Origin of the sequence: Duganella sacchari (genome assembly GCF_900143065.1) — a bacterium.
GTDB classification, from domain to species: domain Bacteria; phylum Pseudomonadota; class Gammaproteobacteria; order Burkholderiales; family Burkholderiaceae_D; genus Rugamonas; species Rugamonas sacchari.
Genome location: NZ_FRCX01000006.1, coordinates 386,320 through 403,500 on the forward strand (window position 1 = coordinate 386,320; position 17,181 = coordinate 403,500).

19 protein-coding genes are annotated in these 17,181 nt (G+C 65.1%); 13 read left to right on the plus strand and 6 right to left on the minus strand.

Annotation, left to right across the window (positions count from 1 at the left end; genetic code table 11):
• Window positions 1-2: 2 nt before the first annotated feature.
• A complete protein-coding gene (locus BUA36_RS15735) occupies window positions 3-902 on the plus strand; it encodes a 2OG-Fe(II) oxygenase (protein WP_072786088.1) in 900 nt (299 codons plus the stop codon).
• Between the two features lie 33 nt (window positions 903-935).
• Window positions 936-1,790, plus strand: coding sequence for a fumarylacetoacetate hydrolase family protein (locus tag BUA36_RS15740; protein ID WP_072786089.1), 855 nt, complete (start codon window positions 936-938; stop codon window positions 1,788-1,790).
• Here the strand turns inward: BUA36_RS15740 and BUA36_RS15745 are convergent.
• Window positions 1,765-3,105, minus strand: a complete 1,341-nt coding sequence (locus tag BUA36_RS15745; protein WP_072786090.1) for an aspartate aminotransferase family protein — start codon at window positions 3,103-3,105, stop codon at window positions 1,765-1,767. The two genes, BUA36_RS15740 and BUA36_RS15745, sit on opposite strands and share 26 nt — an antisense overlap.
• A 101-nt stretch (window positions 3,106-3,206) precedes the next feature.
• Here BUA36_RS15745 and BUA36_RS15750 point away from each other — a divergent pair, with 101 nt between their 5' ends.
• A complete protein-coding gene (locus BUA36_RS15750; RefSeq protein WP_072786091.1) occupies window positions 3,207-3,767 on the plus strand; it encodes a carboxymuconolactone decarboxylase family protein in 561 nt (186 codons plus the stop codon).
• Window positions 3,768-3,769: 2 nt separating this feature from the next.
• Window positions 3,770-4,780, plus strand: coding sequence for a serine hydrolase domain-containing protein (locus BUA36_RS15755; protein WP_072786092.1), 1,011 nt, complete (start codon window positions 3,770-3,772; stop codon window positions 4,778-4,780).
• 71 nt (window positions 4,781-4,851) lie between these two features.
• On the opposite strand, the gene BUA36_RS15760 is transcribed toward BUA36_RS15755, so the two are convergent.
• The 3 genes from BUA36_RS15760 to yjgA are packed head-to-tail and all read right to left on the minus strand — an operon-like array spanning window position 4,852 to window position 6,729.
• Complete coding sequence (locus BUA36_RS15760; RefSeq protein WP_072786093.1) at window positions 4,852-5,514, minus strand: alpha/beta hydrolase; 663 nt, start codon at window positions 5,512-5,514, stop codon at window positions 4,852-4,854.
• Window positions 5,511-6,137: a molybdopterin adenylyltransferase gene (gene mog, locus BUA36_RS15765; RefSeq protein ID WP_072786094.1), complete on the minus strand. Its 627-nt coding sequence runs from the start codon at window positions 6,135-6,137 to the stop codon at window positions 5,511-5,513. Before mog ends, BUA36_RS15760 begins: the two co-directional genes overlap by 4 nt.
• Window positions 6,127-6,729: a ribosome biogenesis factor YjgA gene (yjgA, locus tag BUA36_RS15770; protein ID WP_072786095.1), complete on the minus strand. Its 603-nt coding sequence runs from the start codon at window positions 6,727-6,729 to the stop codon at window positions 6,127-6,129. The genes mog and yjgA overlap by 11 nt, the downstream gene beginning before the upstream one ends.
• A gap of 95 nt (window positions 6,730-6,824) precedes the next feature.
• Here yjgA and pmbA point away from each other — a divergent pair, with 95 nt between their 5' ends.
• Window positions 6,825-8,177 (plus strand): metalloprotease PmbA, encoded by a 1,353-nt coding sequence (gene pmbA / locus BUA36_RS15775; protein ID WP_072786096.1) that lies wholly within the window; start codon window positions 6,825-6,827, stop codon window positions 8,175-8,177.
• Between the two features lie 48 nt (window positions 8,178-8,225).
• Here the strand turns inward: pmbA and BUA36_RS15780 are convergent, their stop codons facing one another.
• Together BUA36_RS15780 and paaX are read right to left on the minus strand one after the other, a co-directional pair.
• Window positions 8,226-9,356: a M14 family metallopeptidase gene (locus BUA36_RS15780; protein ID WP_072786097.1), complete on the minus strand. Its 1,131-nt coding sequence runs from the start codon at window positions 9,354-9,356 to the stop codon at window positions 8,226-8,228.
• Between the two features lie 119 nt (window positions 9,357-9,475).
• Window positions 9,476-10,405, minus strand: coding sequence for a phenylacetic acid degradation operon negative regulatory protein PaaX (gene paaX, locus BUA36_RS15785; protein ID WP_072786098.1), 930 nt, complete (start codon window positions 10,403-10,405; stop codon window positions 9,476-9,478).
• A gap of 158 nt (window positions 10,406-10,563) precedes the next feature.
• Here paaX and paaA point away from each other — a divergent pair, with 158 nt between their 5' ends.
• The 8 genes from paaA to paaI are packed head-to-tail and all read left to right on the plus strand — an operon-like array spanning window position 10,564 to window position 17,176.
• A complete protein-coding gene (gene paaA / locus BUA36_RS15790; protein ID WP_072786099.1) occupies window positions 10,564-11,553 on the plus strand; it encodes a 1,2-phenylacetyl-CoA epoxidase subunit PaaA in 990 nt (329 codons plus the stop codon).
• A gap of 11 nt (window positions 11,554-11,564) precedes the next feature.
• The gene (gene paaB, locus BUA36_RS15795; RefSeq protein ID WP_072786100.1) at window positions 11,565-11,849 is read left to right on the plus strand and encodes a 1,2-phenylacetyl-CoA epoxidase subunit PaaB; all 285 of its coding nucleotides are present in this window, start codon (window positions 11,565-11,567) and stop codon (window positions 11,847-11,849) included.
• Between the two features lie 8 nt (window positions 11,850-11,857).
• A complete protein-coding gene (gene paaC / locus BUA36_RS15800; protein ID WP_072786101.1) occupies window positions 11,858-12,610 on the plus strand; it encodes a 1,2-phenylacetyl-CoA epoxidase subunit PaaC in 753 nt (250 codons plus the stop codon).
• Window positions 12,611-12,624: 14 nt separating this feature from the next.
• Window positions 12,625-13,182, plus strand: a complete 558-nt coding sequence (gene paaD / locus BUA36_RS15805; protein ID WP_072786102.1) for a 1,2-phenylacetyl-CoA epoxidase subunit PaaD — start codon at window positions 12,625-12,627, stop codon at window positions 13,180-13,182.
• A gap of 4 nt (window positions 13,183-13,186) precedes the next feature.
• Window positions 13,187-14,266: a 1,2-phenylacetyl-CoA epoxidase subunit PaaE gene (gene paaE / locus BUA36_RS15810; RefSeq protein WP_072786103.1), complete on the plus strand. Its 1,080-nt coding sequence runs from the start codon at window positions 13,187-13,189 to the stop codon at window positions 14,264-14,266.
• Between the two features lie 10 nt (window positions 14,267-14,276).
• Window positions 14,277-15,086 carry a 2-(1,2-epoxy-1,2-dihydrophenyl)acetyl-CoA isomerase PaaG gene (gene paaG, locus BUA36_RS15815; protein ID WP_072786104.1) on the plus strand — a complete coding sequence of 270 codons (810 nt, stop codon included), beginning with the start codon at window positions 14,277-14,279 and terminating at the stop codon, window positions 15,084-15,086.
• Window position 15,087: 1 nt separating this feature from the next.
• Window positions 15,088-16,665 (plus strand): 3-hydroxyacyl-CoA dehydrogenase PaaH, encoded by a 1,578-nt coding sequence (paaH, locus tag BUA36_RS15820; protein ID WP_072786105.1) that lies wholly within the window; start codon window positions 15,088-15,090, stop codon window positions 16,663-16,665.
• A complete protein-coding gene (gene paaI / locus BUA36_RS15825; RefSeq protein ID WP_084560181.1) occupies window positions 16,658-17,176 on the plus strand; it encodes a hydroxyphenylacetyl-CoA thioesterase PaaI in 519 nt (172 codons plus the stop codon). The genes paaH and paaI overlap by 8 nt, the downstream gene beginning before the upstream one ends.
• Window positions 17,177-17,181: the final 5 nt, after the last annotated feature.

The window sequence follows — 17,181 nt, forward strand, 5'->3', positions numbered from 1 at the left end:
CGATGACTGATTCTGCAAATGCTTTTAGCAGCCTGCCTCAAACCTGGCGCGGCTGGATCATGGACAACCTGGAACGCGGCTGCAGCCCGCTGGACATGGCCAACAGCATGGCCCGCTCGGGCCAGCACAGCATGACGGTGGCGCGCGCGGCGATCGACGAGGCGCTGCGCTTGCGCGCCAGCGGCGTTGACGGCAGCGCGCTGGCGGCGCCTTCACCGGCGGCGGAAAGCGTGTTTTCGGCGCCGCGCGAGATGCCTTTCATTGACGTCAGCAGCAACCGCATCGTGGTGCCGGACCGCGAGGTGGAGGTGCTGTTCGTGCTCAAGAAGCCGCAGGTGATCCTGCTCGGGAATGTGCTCAGCGACGAGGAGTGCGATGCGATTGTCGAACACTGCGGCGCGCGCTACACGCGGTCGACGGTGACGGCGGAAGCCGATGGCGCCAGCGTGGTGCACGAGGGCCGCACTTCGGAGATGGCGTTCATCCAGCGCGGCGAGGCGGAAGTGGCCGAGCGCATCGACCGCCGGCTGGCGGCGCTGGCGCACTGGTCGCACGAATGCAGCGAGCCATTCCAGCTGCAAAAATACGGCAAGACGCAGGAGTACCGTCCGCACTACGACTGGCTCGATCCGGACAGCGCCGGCCATCGCTCGCACCTGGCGCGCGGCGGCCAGCGGCTGGCGACGTTTGTGCTGTACCTGTGCGATGTGGACCAGGGCGGCGGCACGGTGTTCCCGAATCTGGGGCTGGAGGTGTTCCCGAAGAAGGGCAATGCGCTGTGGTTCCTGAACACCGACAGCAACCACCAGCCCGACCCGCAAACGCTGCATGGTGGTGCGCCGGTGGTCAGCGGCACCAAGATCATCGCCAATAAATGGCTGCGGCAGGAGCGCTACGGGTAAAATGACGGCGATTTTTTAACTGTAGGGTGATGTATGAGATTAGTGCGTTATGGCCGTCCAGGCAAAGAGAAACCAGGCCTGATCGACGAGGAAGGCAAGCTGCGCGACCTGTCGGGCGTGATCGCCGATGTCGATGCGGCGGTGCTGGCGCCGAAGTCGCTGCGCAAGCTGGAAAAGATTCCCCATGCGTCGCTGCCGCTGGTGCGCGGCAATCCGCGCTTTGGCGTGCCGGTGGCGCGCGTGGGCAAGTTCATTTGCATCGGCCTCAATTATGCCGACCATGCGGCGGAATCGGGCCAGCCGGTGCCGAAGGAGCCGATCGTGTTCATGAAGGCGATCAGCGCGCTGAATGGCCCGGACGATGCGATCATGCTGCCGCAAGGGTCGAAGAAGACGGACTGGGAAGTGGAGCTGGGCGTCATCATCGGCACACGTGCGCAGTACGTGAGCGAGGCGGATGCGCTCAAGTATGTGGCCGGCTACACGGTGGTCAACGATGTCTCGGAGCGCGAGTATCAGCTCGAGCGCGGTGGCCAGTGGGACAAGGGCAAGGGCTGCGATACGTTTGGTCCGGTCGGCCCGTGGCTGGTGACGTCCGAGGATCTGTACGATGTGCAGGATCTGGACCTGTATCTGGACGTGAACGGCAAGCGTATGCAGACCGGGAATACCGCGACCATGATTTTCTCGGTGGCGCAGATTGTCAGCTACCTGTCGAAGTTCATGACGCTGGAGCCGGGCGACGTGATCGCGACCGGCACGCCGCCGGGTGTGGGCATGGGCCGCAAGCCGCAGCGCTATCTGAAGAAGGGCGATACGCTGCGGCTGGGCATCGCCGGTCTGGGCGAGCAGCAGGCGGAAGTTATCGCCTGGACGGCGAAGAAGTAAGCGCTGCCTGCAGCGCGTCGGCGAGGCGGCTGGTGATTTCTGCCAGCTCCGCTTCGCTGGCGATAAACGGTGGCGCCAGCAGAATGTGATCGCCGTGGCGGCCATCAATGGTGCCGCCCATGGGATAGACCATCAGGCCGCGCGCCATGGCCGCCTCCTTGATGGCCGCGTGCAGCGCCAGCGCCGGATCGAACGGCTTTTTAGTGGCGCGGTCGGCCACCAGTTCCAGTCCGATCAGCAGTCCGCGTCCGCGAATGTCGCCGACCTGCGGATGGTTGCTGAAGGCGGTGCGCAGCATGCGCCGCAGCGCCGCGCCGCGCGTGGTGACGGCGCCCAGCAGATTGTCGCGCTGGATGACCTTTTGCACAGCCAGCGCGGCGGCGGCGGCAACCGGGTGGCCCATGTAGGTGTGGCCGTGCTGGAAGGCGCCGCTGCCTTCGCGCAGCGCAGCCACGATGGGCGTGCGCGCCAGTACGGCGCCGATGGGCTGGTAGCCTGCGCCCAGGCCTTTGCCCAGCACCACCAGGTCGGGCAGCATGCCTTCCTGTTCAAACGCGTACAGCGTGCCGCAGCGGCCCATGCCGCACATGACTTCATCGAGTATCAGCAGCAGGCCGTATTGGTCGCACAGTTTGCGCACGGCGCGGAAGTAGCCCGGCGTGGGCGGCACGGCGCCGGCGGTGGCGCCCACCACGGTTTCGGCGACGAAGCCGATGACGTTTTCGGGGCCGGTGGCGAGGATGATTTGTTCCAGTTCGTGCAGCAGGCGGGCGGTGTAGCCGTCGCCGGTTTCATCGTCGGCGCGGTCGCGGTATTCGTAGCAGGGCGAGACGCGCGGAACATCGATCAGCAAGGGCGCGAACGGAGCACGGCGCCATTCGTTGCCGCCCACCGCCAGCGCGCCCAGCGTGTTGCCGTGGTAGCTCTGGCGGCGCGCGATGAAGGTGGTGCGCTGCGGCTGGCCGCGCTCCAGCCAGTACTGGCGCGCCAGTTTGAGCGCGGTCTCCATGGCTTCCGAGCCGCCCGAGACCAAGTAGACGTGATCGAGGTCGCCGGGAGCGTCGCCGGCCAGGCGGCTGGCCAGTTCCTCGGCCGCTTCGCAGGTGAAGAAGGCGGTGTGGGCGTAGGTGTTGCGTTCGATCTGCGCGTGCATCGCCGCCAGCACTTCAGGATGGGCATGACCCAGCGAAGAGACGGCGGCGCCGCCACTGGCATCGAGATAGTGACGGCCTTCGCTGTCGGTGACGGTGAGGCCGGCGGCGCGCACGGCCAGGCGCGGTGCGCGGCGCAGGTTGCGGTGGATGATGTGGCTCATGGGACGTCCTTTTGTCAGGGGCGGAAGGACGACGATAGCGGCGATTGGCTTGCGGGTTTTTGATGTATGCCGGATCATGGCTGAATACAACAGGAGGCAGCATGGAAGACCAGGACCGGCTCGGACCCATTCCGTTTGCGCAGATGAGCGCGAGCCAGCAGGTGGCGGCGCAAGCGGTGATCGATGGACCGCGCGGCGCGCTGTATGGGCCGTTTGTGCCGTTGATACGCAGCCCGGAGCTGATGTCGGCGGCGCAGCGCATGGGCGAATACCTGCGCTACCGCAGCGCAATCGGCACGCGGCTGACGGAGCTGGCGATACTGGTCACGGCGCGGCACTGGAGCCAGCAAGTGGAATGGGCGATTCACGCGCCGATTGCACGCGACTACGGCGTGACGGCGGAAGTGATTGCGGCCATCGCGGCGCGTCAGCGGCCGGCGGCGATGCTGGCCGATGAAACGCTGGTGTATGACTTCTGCATGCAGCTGCATCAGCAGCAGCGCGTCGATGACGCCACTTACGCGGCGGCGCTGGCGGCGTTCGGCGAGCAAGGCGTGGTGGATCTAATGGGCATCAACGGCTATTACACATTGTTGGCGATGGTGATGAATGCGGCGCAGACAGCAGTGCCGGCGTCCAGCGCCGCGCCGCTACCGGAGTGAGTATGCAATTACGCAGGTATTTCGAAGGGCTGGCGGCCACGCTGCCGGCCGATGGTCCGGGATTCAGCGCGGCGGTGCTGCGCGATGGCGAGGTGGCGTTCGAGCTGCATTACGGGCTGGCGTCGCTGGAACTGGGCGTACCGCTGTCGGCGGATTCGATGTATTACATGGCATCGGAATCCAAGCAGTTCACGGCAGCGGCGGTGATGCTGCTGGTGCGCGCGGGCGCGATCGGGCTGGATGACGATGTGTGCCGCCATCTGCCGGAGCTGGCGGAGTTTGAGCAGGCTTTTCCTTTGCGCTCGCTGCTCAATCACAGCAGCGGCATACCGGACTACTTCCAGTTCCTGCGCTGCCAGCCGGGCCGGCACGAAGCGGACTACTTCAATAACGCCGACATCCTGAAGGTGATTGCACGCATGGACCGCGTGCTGTTCACGACCGGCGAAAAGCACGGCTACAGCAACAGCAATTACATCCTGCTGGCGGCGCTGGTGGAGCGCCTGAGCGGCATGTCGCTGGGGCGCTATGTGCGCGCCCAGTTGCTGGCGCCATTGGGCATCGCGCGCATGGGCTTTGATGAGGACCGGCAGACGGTGCTGCCAGGGCGCGTGTTCAGCTACGAGGCCGATGCTGGCGGCACTAGGCCGGGCGGCTACAAACAGCATCTGGGCAATGCGAATACGGTGGGCGACGGCGGCCTGTATGCGAGCGTGCGCGAGCTGCTGCTGTGGGAGCGCGCGTGGCACGCGCAATGGGCGCAGCCGGACAGCCTGTTGCACGCGATGCTGCAGCCGTCACCGCTCAATGACGGCATGGCGCCGAGCTATCGCTTCGGGCTGGAGTGGCTGCAGCGGCAGGGGCAGGAGGTGGTATTTCACAGCGGCTGCCTGTGGGGTTTCAATACGCTGCTGCTGCGCTTGCCGCAACAGCAGCTATCGGTGATCCACCTGTCCAATTCCGAGCGCGCGGCGCCCGACTGGGAGCAGGCACTGGCGGCAGCGCTGGCCTAGCGCAAAAACGGGGTCAGGTCCGTCATTTCTACATGAGCTCGTGTAGAAATGACGGACCTGACCCCGGAGTTTTACAGGACTTTTTTGAGCCAGGCGCTGATGTGCTGGACTTCTTCCTGGCACAGCGAGTGTTGCATCGCGTATTCGTGCCACTCGACGTTGTAGCCCCACTGCACCAGCAGGTCGCGCGAGGCGGTGGCGCGCGCGATCGGGATGACCGGGTCCATGCGGCCGTGCACCAGGAAGATCGGCGTGGCTTTGCTGGCCGGCGTGTGTTCGGTGGCGGCCTGGGTGGCGATCGGCACGTAGCCGGACAGGCACAGCATGCCGGCCAGCGGCGCGGTCTGGCGCAGGCCGGTTTGCAGCGTCATCGCGCAGCCTTGCGAGAAGCCGGCCAGGATGATGCGCTCGTTGGGGATGCCACGCGCGTTTTCCCGCGCGATCAGGGCTTCGATTTTGGCTTGCGAGGCGCGCAGGCCGCCTTCGTCTTCCTGCCGGCCGAGGTCGGTGGCGACGATGTCGTACCAGGCGCGCATGACGTAGCCGCCGTTGACGGTGACGGGCATGGTGTCCGCATTCGGGAAGATGAAGCGGATCGCCGGCAGGCCGGTGAAGTCAAGCTCGTGCAGCATGGGCACGAAGTCGTTGGCGTCGGCGCCCAGGCCGTGCATCCAGATGATGGAGACGGCCGGGTTGGCGCCGGTTTCTTTTTCGATGGTTTGCAGCAGGCTCATGCGGCTCCTTGTGGGCGGATGGCGGATTTGGGACGGAAGGCTGGGCACACGGCCGCATCGGTTTCCATATAGGGACCGCCGATGAGGTCGATGCAATAGGGGATGGCGGCAAAGATGCCGCCCACCAGCGGCTTGCCGTCGGCGTCCTTGAGGCCGCCCAGCGTTTCAGCGATGGCTTTGGGCTGGCCGGGCAGGTTCAGGATCAGCGCGGCGTGGCCGGCGCTTTCGCGGATCACGGCGGTCTGGCGCGACAGGATGGCGGTCGGCACGAAGTGCAGGCTGATCTGGCGCATCTGTTCGCCGAAGCCGGGCATTTCCTTGGTGCCCACGGCCAGCGTGGCTTCCGGCGTGACGTCGCGCCGCGCCGGGCCGGTGCCGCCGGTGGTCAGGATCAGGTGGCAGCGCGCGCTGTCGGCCAGCTCGGTCAGGGTGGCTTCGATCTGTGCGCGCTCGTCGGCGATGAGGCGGGTTTCGACGCGGAACGGCGTGGTCAGCGCGGACGCCAGCCAGGCTTGCAGCGCCGGGATGCCCTGGTCGGCGTAGACGCCGCCGCTGGCGCGGTCGGAGACCGACACCAGCCCGATCAGCAGCGTCGGCTCGGCGGCGACGGTGTTACTCGTCATCGGCGTCGGTGCCGGCGTCTTCGTCGTCGGCGATGCCGGCGGCCTTGCGCTTGTCGGCTTCCAGCTGTTTCAGGATCTGGAAGATTTCGCGGTAGGCTTTGGGCGGCTTGTTCTCGGCCTGTTCCTTGCGCGCGTTGCGGATCAGCGTGCGCAGGTGCTGAACCTCGAGCTGCGGATTTTCCGCCAGCAGCGTGGTCAGCGCGTTGTCGTCGGCCAGCAATTTCTCGCGGCGGCGCTCCAGCGCGTGCATGGCGGCGGTTTCCGACTTGGACGCGCCCTTCCAGCTGTCGATGGCTTTCTGGATCAGCGCGACTTCCTCTTCGTCCAGGGTACGCATCTTTTTGCCAACAAACTGCAGCTGGCGGCGACGGCCTTCATGGTTGGTGATGGTCTGGCACATCAGGATGGCCTCCAGCACGTCTTCCGGCATGGGCACGCGCTTGACGCGGTCGCGCGGGGCTTCGACCAGGGTTTCGCCCATCTTTTGCAGGGCGTTGGACTGGCGCTTGGCCTCGGATTTGGAAGGGCGCTCGTACTCTTCTTCGAACTCGGAAGAGCTGAAGCCGACGGCGCCGCGGTTAGGATTTACCATATTATTAACTTTCGCTAGGGCGCATGGCTGCACCCTCTAAACTGTAAACGACTGCTATGATAACTGTTTTAGCGGTCACCCGAAGAAAACAGCCCATGAGCGATACCTATTTTACCCATACCCAGGACCAGTTAAAGCAGCTCGCACGCGATGTGCTGGGCTATGCGAAAGCCCAGGGCGGCACCGATTGTGCCGTCGAAATCAGTGAGGGCAGCGGCCTGTCGGTGTCGGTGCGCAAGAGCCAGATCGAGACCATCGAGCAAAATAAAGACAAGGGCATGGGGGTGACGGTGTTCATCGGCCAGCGCCGTGGCAATGCCTCGACCTCGGATTTTTCGCCTGCCGCGCTGAAGGCAACGGTGGAGGCGGCCTACAACATCGCGCGCTTTACCGCCGATGACGATTGCGCCGGTCTGGCCGACGCCGACCAGATGGAAATGGCGCCGCGCGACCTGCAGCTGTTCTATCCATGGGAGATCGCGACCGCCGAGGCGGTGGCGCTGGCGCAGCGCGCCGAAGCGGCCGCGTTTGCGGTCGATCCGCGCGTGACCAATTCGGAAGGCGCGGGCGTGCACGTGCAGCAGTCGCACTTTGTGGCGGCCAACTCGCGCGGCTTTATCGGCGGCTATCCGTTTTCGCGCCACACGCTGTCGGTGGCGCCGATTGCGGGCAAGGGCGCCAAAATGCAGCGCGATGACTGGTATTCGTCGGTGCGCGATGCGGCCAAGATGTCGTCGCCGGAACAGATCGGCCGCTATGCGGCAGAGCGCGCGCTGGCACGCCTGAATGCGCGCAGCATCGATACGCGCAACTGCCCGGTGCTGTTCGAGGCGCCGCTGGCGGCCGGGCTGTTGGGCGCGTTTGTGCAGGCCACGTCGGGCGGCGCGCTGTACCGCAAGTCGTCGTTCCTGCTCGACTCGCTGGGCAAGCAGGTGCTGCCGGCGCACGTGCAGATTTATGAAGATCCGCATGTGATCGGCGGCGTCGGCTCGGCGCCGTTTGACGAAGAGGGCGTGCGGACGGTGCAGCGCGATGTGGTCAAGGATGGCGTGGTGCAGGGTTATTTCCTGTCGACCTATTCGGCCCGCAAGCTGGGCATGAAGACTACCGGCAATGCGGGCGGTTCGCACAATCTGTCGCTGACCTCGTCGCTGACGCAGCCGGCCGATGATTTTGCCGGCATGCTGCGCAAGATGGGCACGGGCCTGCTGGTCACGGAACTCATGGGGCAGGGCACCAACTACGTCACCGGCGATTATTCGCGCGGCGCGGCCGGCTACTGGGTGGAGAATGGCGTGATCCAGTATCCGGTCGAGGAGATCACGATTGCCGGCAATATGAAGGATATGCTGGCGCAGATCGTGGCGGTCGGTAACGATGTGCTGGTGCGCGGCACCAAGCAGACCGGCTCGATCCTGATTGAAAATATGGTGGTGGCGGGGTCTTAAGCCGTACGGCTGCGGCGCCACCCAATCTGGCGCCGCAATGTCCGGCCGTTACTGCTGCGCCAGCAGCGATTGCAGCACGGGCTGCAGGATCGCCTTGCCCAGCTCGGCGCTGCGGGCGCCGTTCCAGCCGGTGTCCGGGGCTGGATCGTTGGCGTTGTCCTTGAACGGCATTTCCAGCGTCAGCGACAGGCAGCCGAACGCGTGGCTGATATGCGGCGACCCCATGGTCAGCGTCTCTGCCGTATACGGCGTTTCGCCGTAGCCGAATTCGTCCTGGAAGTCCGGGCTGGCGATCAGGAAATTATCGATGAAATACTGCTGCGCTTCGATCTGGTCCGGCGTGAAGTCCGGCAGCGATTCGCTGCCTGCCACGAACACGTACGGCAAGCCTTCGTCGCCGTGGATGTCCAGGCACAGGTCGACGCCGACTTCGTGCATCTTCTGCTTGACCAGGAAGACTTCCGGGCTGCGTTCCATGGTCGGGTTCAGCCATTCACGGTTGAGGTTGGCGCCGGCCGCATTGGTGCGCAGGTTGCCGCGCACCGAGCCGTCCGGATTCATGTTCGGCACCACGTAGAACACGGCTTCCTTCAGGCACTGGCGGCCAAACGGATTGGCCGGGTCCAGCAGCGCTTCGACGAAGCCTTCGACAAACCACTCTGCCATGGTTTCACCCGGATGCTGACGGGCGATGACCCACACCTTCTGCTCCGCTTCCGGATCGCCGATCACCAGCATGTTGAGGTCGCGGCCATCGACCGTGTTGCCCAGGTCAACCAGCTTGACCAGCGGCGACAGCTGGGCGTTGTCCAGCAGCGCCAGATGGCGTTCCCACGAATACGGCTCGAAGTAAGCGTAGTAGACGCTGTCGTACTCGGGCGTGTGGTTGATGGTCATGGTCTTGCCATCGTAGGTGGTCGGCACGCGGAACCAGCTGTCGCGGTCGTAGCTGGCGACGGCCTGGTAATCCTTCCAGCCATCCGGGTAGGCGGCGCTGCCGGCATTCAGGAAATTCATGGTCAGCGGCGTGCCTTGCGCGCCCTGGACGCGGTAGTAGAACCACTGAATGATATCGGCGTGGGAGTCCTTGCGGATGTTCAGGTCGATGGCGGCCGGATCAGCGGCGCGGACCACTTCGATAGCGCCGGCATCGAACTGCTGGCTGATTTTGATAGGCATGGCGGAATCCTGGTGAATTCTATGAAAATAGTTGGACGCGCTTATGGCGCGGAGCCGACATGATACAGGCTCATGCACCAGTGCGCCGGTTTGCTGCGCTGCCACGCCCCCGGCTGGCCTCAAGCCAGCCCGCCAAAACGGTCGAAGAAGGCTGCTTCGGCGGCGGGGGCGGCGGCGTCTTCGCGGTGTAGGGCGGCGTCGATGTGCTGTTCGGCGGCGGCGTAGACCAGCAGGTAGATTTGCCGCGCCAGTTCGTAGGCGAGCGCGCCCGGCCACGGTGTCGGCAGCAGCTCGACCGGCAGTTGCGGGTCATGCAGCTGGACGCGGCGGTAGGCGTGGATCAGCAGGGTGCGTACCACAAACGCCGCTTCCGGCGCCAATGCCGCACTATCGGCAGCGCCCGCGCGCAGCGCCGCCAGCAGCGGCTCGAACTGGGCGATGAAGCGGTTGTAGCCGGCCGCCACGCCTGCCACATCCCAGCCCGCCGCCACCAGGTCGCTGAGCGGGCGTGCCGCTACCTGGCGCATCGACTTGCCCTGCACCACAAACAGCCGTCCGGCCACGCCCAGCCGCTTGAGCAGCTCGTCGAGCGCCGGACCGTCGGCTGCCGGATGGCCCATGATGCCGGGCGCAATCACGCTATAGCCTTCCCACAGCAGTTCCTTGCGCACGCTGGCGCGCTCGGCCGCGTTGAGCGCGCCGTCGCCGTTGAGCACCAGGGTCCAGCTGCCGTCCCAGTGCACATTGGGCGGCGCGTAGATGCGGCGGTAGGCGTGCACAAAGCGCGCCATCGCATCGGGCGTGATCGCATACGAGGCGCGGCGGCCATCGCGCTGTGCGCCCAGCCAGCCTTCCTGCGCCAGCCGGAACACCGAGGTGCGCAGCAGGCGGTCGTTGACGCCAAACGGCGCCAGCAGCTCGATCAGACTGCCCAGCCACACCATGCCGCCATGGGGCACGATGGCATCGCCAAAGATGGTGACCACCAGCGATTTCGAGCGCGGCGGGTCACTGGCCAGAAATCCGGCAATCCAGTCGTTGCAATTCATAGGCAGCTTACTAATCTGTACATGGAATCAATAGTTTACTTTTGCCGCACGCTGGCCGCAGCAAAAAATTAACATAATGCACCATTTTAATATGAGTCAAAATAATCGTAGTCAAACGAAAATATGTATCGTAATATGTGAGGAAGGAGGAGACAGCCATGTACGCACAACTGGTAGAGACCGGCTTGAAACAGGTCCGCACGGCCGACGACATGAGCGCCGAAGAGCGCGCGTTCCAGGCCCGTATTGACGAGGGCATCAAAATCGAGGCCAAGGACTGGATGCCCGAAGCCTACCGCAAAACCCTGATACGCCAGATCTCGCAGCACGCCCACTCGGAAATCGTCGGCCAGCTGCCGGAAGGGAACTGGGTCACGCGCGCGCCCACGCTCAAGCGCAAATCCATCCTGCTGGCCAAGATCCAAGACGAAGCCGGCCACGGCCTCTACCTGTACAGCGCCGCCGAAACGCTGGGCGTATCGCGCGATGAACTGCTGGCCGCGCTGCACAGCGGCAAAGCCAAATACTCCAGCATCTTCAACTACCCGACCCTGAGCTGGGCCGACATGGGCGCGATCGGCTGGCTGGTGGACGGCTCGGCCATCATCAACCAGATCCCGCTGTGCCGCTGCTCGTATGGCCCGTATGCGCGCGCCATGATCCGCGTGTGCAAGGAAGAGTCGTTCCACGCGCGCCAGGGCTACGACATCATGCTGTCGCTATGCCGCGGCACGCCCGAACAGAAAGCCATGGCGCAGGACGCGCTGAACCGCTGGTGGTGGCCGTCGCTGATGATGTTTGGCCCGTCGGACGCCGAGTCGGTCAACAGCGCGCAATCGGCCGCGTGGCGCATCAAGCTGTTCTCCAACGACGAACTGCGCCAGCGCATGGTCGACCAGACCGTGCCGCAGGCCGAATACCTGGGCCTGACCGTGCCCGATCCTGACCTGAAGTGGAATGCCGAACGTGGCCACTACGACTTCGGCGCCATCGACTGGGCCGAATTCCATAACGTCCTCAAAGGCAATGGGCCGTGCAACCGCGAGCGCCTGCGCACCCGCGTGCAAGCCTGGGACGATGGCGAGTGGTTCCGCGACGCGCTGGTCGCCCACGCCGACAAACAAGCCGCGCGCGCCGCTGCGGCCTAAGGAGAGCAAGCATGAGCAAAGAATGGCCATTGTGGGAAATCTTCATCCGCAGCCAGCACGGGCTGGCGCACAAGCATGTCGGCAGCCTGCACGCGCCGGACGCCGAGATGGCAGTCAATAACGCGCGCGACGTTTACACGCGCCGCAATGAAGGCGTCAGCATCTGGGTGGTGCGCGCGGCCGACATCGTTGCCAGCAGTCCTGGCGACAAGGGCGCGCTGTTCGAACCGTCCAACAGCAAGGTGTATCGCCATCCAACCTTCTTCCCAATGCCGGAAGAAGTCAAAAACCTGTGAGGCCGGGTATGGACGATAAGGTCAACTACCTGCTGCGCCTGGGCGACAATGCGCTGATCCTGAGCCAGCAGCTGTCGCAGTGGTGCGGCAAAGGCCCGGCGCTGGAAGAAGATATGGCGCTGACCAACGTCGCTTTGGACCTGCTGGGCCAGACCCGCATGTGGTACGAATACGCGGCCGAACTGGAAGGCGCGGGCCGCGACGAAGACACGCTGGCCTATCTGCGCGACGCCCACGATTTCAAGAACTGCCTGCTGCTCGAACAGCCTAACGGCAATTACGCTGACACGCTGGTGCGCCAGTTCTACTTCGACACCTGGCACTACTTCGTGATCGAAGGCCTGACGCGCAGCAGCGACGCGCGCATTGCCGCCATCGCCGAGAAATCGCTGAAAGAAGTTACCTACCACCTGCGCCGCAGCGGCGACCTGATGGTGCGCCTCGGCGACGGCACGGAACTGAGCCACGCGCGCACGCAAAACGCCGTCAACGAGTTGTGGATGTACAGCGGCGAAGTGTTCGCCTATGACGCCGTGGATGAGGCCATGGTGGCCGCCGGCGTGGCGCCCGTCGCCGACGAACTGCGTGCACACTGGCTGGCGCACGTGGCCGAGATCCTGGCCGAAGCCACGCTGGCCATGCCGTCGGCCGATGCCTGGATGCAGAAGGGTGGCAAGCAAGGCCGCCACAGCGAGCACCTGGGCTACATCCTGGCCGAGATGCAGTTCCTGCAGCGCGCCTACCCCGGCGCCACCTGGTAAGCAGCGAGGCCGCCATGACCACCGCCACCGTCGTCCCCGCGCAAGCGGGGATCCATGCAGAGCAAATATGGGCCTGGCTGGGCGAAGTCCCCGATCCCGAAATCCCCGTCATCTCGATTGTCGACTTGGGCATCGTGCGCGACGTACAGATAGCCGGCGACGGCGCATACGACATCACCATCACACCCACGTATTCGGGCTGCCCGGCCATGCAGGTGATTGCCGACGCCATCACCGAGGCGCTGCACGCGCATGGCGTGGCCGAAGTACGGCTGCACAACCAGCTGTCGCCCGCCTGGACCACCGACTGGATGAGCGAAGCGGGCAAGCTGGCGCTGCAAGGCTATGGCATCGCACCGCCCGCGCAGCAGGTTATCGACATCAGCGGCCTGCGTGGCGGCGCCCGTGCTGCCGTCTCACGCCGCGCTGCCTCTTCCACACCACGCATCGCCTGTCCGCACTGCGGATCCGCGCACACCGAGATCACCAGCCAGTTCGGCTCCACGCCCTGCAAAGCGCTGTACAAATGCCTGGCCTGCCGCGAGCCATTCGATTACTTCAAGTGCCACTGAGATCATGAGCAAATTCCACCCGCTGACCATCGCCCACGTGCGCAATGAAACGCGCGACACCATCGCCGTCACCTTCAACGTGCCCGCCGAACTGCAGGACAGCTTCCGATTCCAGCAAGGCCAGCACCTGACGCTGCGCGCGCAGATCGGTGACGAGGACGTGCGCCGGTCCTACTCGATCTGCTCCGCCGTGCAGGATGGCGCGCTGCGCGTCGCCATCAAGCGTACGCAGGGCGGCCTGTTCTCCTGCTGGGCCAACGACACCTTGCAAGTTGGCCAGACACTGGACGTGATGCCGCCCATGGGCCACTTCAACGTGCCGCTGGACGCCGCCAGCGCCAGGCACTACCTGGCGTTTGCCGCCGGCAGCGGCATCACGCCCATCCTGTCCATTATCAAGACCACGCTGGCGACAGAACCCAACAGCCGCTTCACGCTTTTCTACGGCAACCGCGCATCGTCCTCGGTGATCTTCAAGGACGAACTGTCCGACCTCAAGGACATCTACCTGGAGCGCCTGAAACTGGCCTACGTCATGAGCCGCGAGCAGCAGGACATCGAACTGTTCAACGGCCGCATCACCAAAGACAAGGCCGCGCAATTCCTCAAGTACTGGGCGCGCGTGGAAGACATCGACACCGCCTTCATCTGTGGCCCGGAAGACATGATGCTCGGCGTCTCCGCCGCCTTGCAGGAAGCCGGCATGCCGAAGCAGAACATCAAGGTTGAACTGTTCGCCGCCAGCATCCCCAAACACCAGCGCCAGCCGCGCGCCGCCGCCAGCACTGCCGTCCATCAGCAGACCGAAGTCACGGTCATCATGGACGGCAACGCCACCAGCTTCAGCATGGAGCAGGACAAGGAATCGCTGCTCGACGCCGGCCTGCGCGCGGGCCTCGACATGCGCTACTCGTGCAAGGGCGGCGTGTGCTCCACGTGCCGCTGCAAGGTCATCGAAGGCCAGGTCGATATGGACGTCAACTATGCCCTTGAAGACTACGAAATCGCGCGCGGCTATGTATTGAGCTGCCAGAGCTTCCCCACCACCGCCAAAGTCGTCATCGACTTCGACCAGGCAGAATAACGGAGACACCATGGATTACCAGAACATCCTGTTCGACATCAGCGGCGGCGTCGCCACGCTGACGCTGAACCGTCCGGATAAGCTGAACAGCTTCACGCAAGCCATGCATGACGAAGTGCGCCATGCCATCAAGCGCGTCGCCAGCGCGGCCAGCAGCGGCAACAGCGACGAAGTACGCGTGCTGGTGCTGACCGGCGCCGGGCGCGGTTTCTGCGCCGGCCAGGACCTGTCCGACCGCGCGGTGGAGCCGGGCGCCCGCGCCGTCGATCTGGGCGACTCGGTCGAGAAAAACTACGCGCCGCTGGTGCAATCGCTGCGCGCACTGCCGCTGCCCGTGATCTGCGCCGTCAACGGCGTGGCCGCTGGCGCTGGCGCCAATATCGCGCTGGCCTGCGATATTGTGCTGGCCACCCAATCCGCTTCGTTTGTCGAAGTGTTCTGCAAACTGGGCCTGGTCCCCGACACCGGCGGCACCTATTTCCTGCCACGCCTGGCCGGCAGCGCGCGCGCCATGGGCCTGGCCATGCTGGGTGGAAAACTCACGGCCGAAAAGGCCGAAGCCTGGGGCCTGATCTGGAAAGCCATTCCTGACGCGGACTTCGCCGCCGAAGTGCAAGCGATGGCACGCCACTTTGCCAGCGCGCCGACCAAGGGCCTGGCCTTCACCAAGCAGGCCTTGCACGCCAGTCCGCACAACAGCCTGCAGCAGCAGCTGGCGCTGGAGTGCGAAATGATGAGCGAACTGGGTCGCAGCGACGACTACCGCGAAGGGGTCAGCGCCTTCATGGAAAAGCGTGCGCCACAATTCAGGGGACGCTGAGATGGCGGCCCTGCACACTGACCGCAGCGTCGCCGTCATCGGCAGCGGCGCCATGGGCGCGGGCATCGCGCAAGTGGCTGCCGTTGCCGGCTACACCGTGCGCCTGTACGACAGCCGCACGGAAGCCGTGGCCAAAGCCATCGCCGACATCGCCGCCGCGCTGAACAAGCTGGTCGCCAAGCAGCGCATGGACGCCGTCGATTGCGCCGCTGCCATCGCGCGCCTGCACGCCACACCGGCGCTGGCCGATGTGACCGACGCCGGCCTGGTGGTTGAAGCGATTGTGGAAAACCTCGACGCCAAACGCGCGCTGTTCGCGCAGCTGGAAGGCATCGTGGCGGACGACTGCATCCTGGCGACCAACACCTCGTCGATCTCTGTCACCGCCATCGCGGCCGGCCTGCGCGTGCCGGGCCGGCTGGCCGGCATGCACTTCTTCAATCCCGTGCCGTTGATGGCGTTGTGTGAAGTGGTCAGCGGCCTGGCTACCGACGCCACCGTCGCCCAGACCGTGTATGACACCGCTGCCGCCTGGGGCAAGAACCCGGTGCATGCCAAGTCAACGCCGGGCTTCATCGTCAACCGCGTGGCGCGGCCGTTCTACGCCGAAGGCTGGCGCCTGCTGAACGAGCAGGCCGCCGATGCCGCCACCATTGACGCCGTGCTGCGTGAAGCGGGCGGCTTCCGCATGGGACCTTTCGAGCTCATGGACCTGATCGGCCATGACGTCAACTTCTCCGTCACGCAATCGGTATTCAACGCCTACTTCCAGGACCCGCGCTTCACGCCATCGGTGCTGCAGCAGGAAATGGTGAATGCCGGTTTCCTCGGCCGCAAGGCGGGGCGCGGCTTTTATCAGTACGGCGACGGCGCCGCCGCGCCGCAAGCGCAGCAGGAAGCAGCGCAGCGCAAACCGGAATACGTCAGCTACACCATGGAGCAGGGCGCCGCCCATGCGGTGGGCGGCGCGGTGATCGACGCACTGGCGTCGCGCCTGCGTGCAGCCAACATCGAGATCGTGCAGCGCAAGACGCCAGAAACCATCCGTCCCACTGGCCCGCATGACGACGCGCCAGCCTTCCATTGCAACGGCGCCGCCGTCTACCTGACCGACGGCCGCAGCGCCACCCAGCGCGCGCGCGACAACCACCATCCTGACACGGTGCTGTTCGACCTGGCGCTGGACTACGGCAGCGCCAGGCGCATCGCCATTGCCTGCGCCGACCAGTGCTCGCCTGCGGCCTGCCAGGCAGTGGTCGGTCTGCTGCAGGCAGCCGGCTTCACCGTTACACGGCTCGACGACGTGCCCGGCATGGCGGTGATGCGTACCGTTGCCATGCTGGCCAACGAAGCCGCTGACGCTGTCAACCAGGGCGTCTGCAATGCCGCCGCTGCCGATACCGCCATGCAGAAAGGCGTCAACTATCCGCGCGGTCCGCTCGCATGGGCCGACGCGGTCGGCATTGAGCACATCGTGCGCGTGCTGGCCAACCTCGGCGCCAGCTACGGCGAGGACCGTTACCGCGTGTCGCCGCTGTTGCGCCGCAAGCAGGCCAGTGGAGGGCGCTTTCATGAATAAGCCGCTCGACACGCCAGCCGTTGCGTCAGCGTCCGCACCAGCGCATGCCGCCGGCCGGCCGGTCGCTGGCAATGCCGCTGAACGCGCGCAGGCGCAGGCTTTGGCGGAGGCGGTTGGCGCGGCCATGTATGCACGCGATCCCGCCTCGCAAGGCCTGGGCATGCGCATCGACGCCATTGGTCCCGGCCATGCGCGCCTGTCCATGCCGGTGCGCGTCGACATGCTGAACGGCCACCAGACCTGCCACGGCGGCTTCATCTTCGCGCTGGCCGACAGTGCGTTCGCATTCGCCTGCAACAGCCATAACCTGGTCACCGTGGGCGCCGGCTGCACCATCGACTACATCGCCCCCGGCCGCGAAGGTGACGTGCTGACTGCGATCGCCGTCGAGCAAACGCTGAGCGGCAAGACCGGCGTGTACGACGTCAAAGTCAGCAACCAGGATGGCGTCACGATCGCCCTGTTCCGCGGCAAATCGCACCGCATCCAGGGCACCGTGATACCCGCATAAAGAGG

Excerpts from the sequence above, each read along its gene's own strand:
- BUA36_RS15735 (WP_072786088.1), top strand. The coding sequence starts at position 3 with ATGACTGATTCTGCAAATGCTTTTAGCAGCCTGCCTCAAACCTGGCGC.
- BUA36_RS15740 (WP_072786089.1), top strand. The coding sequence starts at position 936 with ATGAGATTAGTGCGTTATGGCCGTCCAGGCAAAGAGAAACCAGGCCTG.
- BUA36_RS15745 (WP_072786090.1), bottom strand. The coding sequence starts at position 3,105 with ATGAGCCACATCATCCACCGCAACCTGCGCCGCGCACCGCGCCTGGCC.
- BUA36_RS15750 (WP_072786091.1), top strand. The coding sequence starts at position 3,207 with ATGGAAGACCAGGACCGGCTCGGACCCATTCCGTTTGCGCAGATGAGC.
- BUA36_RS15755 (WP_072786092.1), top strand. The coding sequence starts at position 3,770 with ATGCAATTACGCAGGTATTTCGAAGGGCTGGCGGCCACGCTGCCGGCC.
- BUA36_RS15760 (WP_072786093.1), bottom strand. The coding sequence starts at position 5,514 with ATGAGCCTGCTGCAAACCATCGAAAAAGAAACCGGCGCCAACCCGGCC.
- mog (WP_072786094.1), bottom strand. The coding sequence starts at position 6,137 with ATGACGAGTAACACCGTCGCCGCCGAGCCGACGCTGCTGATCGGGCTG.
- yjgA (WP_072786095.1), bottom strand. The coding sequence starts at position 6,729 with ATGGTAAATCCTAACCGCGGCGCCGTCGGCTTCAGCTCTTCCGAGTTC.
- pmbA (WP_072786096.1), top strand. The coding sequence starts at position 6,825 with ATGAGCGATACCTATTTTACCCATACCCAGGACCAGTTAAAGCAGCTC.
- BUA36_RS15780 (WP_072786097.1), bottom strand. The coding sequence starts at position 9,356 with ATGCCTATCAAAATCAGCCAGCAGTTCGATGCCGGCGCTATCGAAGTG.
- paaX (WP_072786098.1), bottom strand. The coding sequence starts at position 10,405 with ATGAATTGCAACGACTGGATTGCCGGATTTCTGGCCAGTGACCCGCCG.
- paaA (WP_072786099.1), top strand. The coding sequence starts at position 10,564 with ATGTACGCACAACTGGTAGAGACCGGCTTGAAACAGGTCCGCACGGCC.
- paaB (WP_072786100.1), top strand. The coding sequence starts at position 11,565 with ATGAGCAAAGAATGGCCATTGTGGGAAATCTTCATCCGCAGCCAGCAC.
- paaC (WP_072786101.1), top strand. The coding sequence starts at position 11,858 with ATGGACGATAAGGTCAACTACCTGCTGCGCCTGGGCGACAATGCGCTG.
- paaD (WP_072786102.1), top strand. The coding sequence starts at position 12,625 with ATGACCACCGCCACCGTCGTCCCCGCGCAAGCGGGGATCCATGCAGAG.
- paaE (WP_072786103.1), top strand. The coding sequence starts at position 13,187 with ATGAGCAAATTCCACCCGCTGACCATCGCCCACGTGCGCAATGAAACG.
- paaG (WP_072786104.1), top strand. The coding sequence starts at position 14,277 with ATGGATTACCAGAACATCCTGTTCGACATCAGCGGCGGCGTCGCCACG.
- paaH (WP_072786105.1), top strand. The coding sequence starts at position 15,088 with ATGGCGGCCCTGCACACTGACCGCAGCGTCGCCGTCATCGGCAGCGGC.
- paaI (WP_084560181.1), top strand. The coding sequence starts at position 16,658 with ATGAATAAGCCGCTCGACACGCCAGCCGTTGCGTCAGCGTCCGCACCA.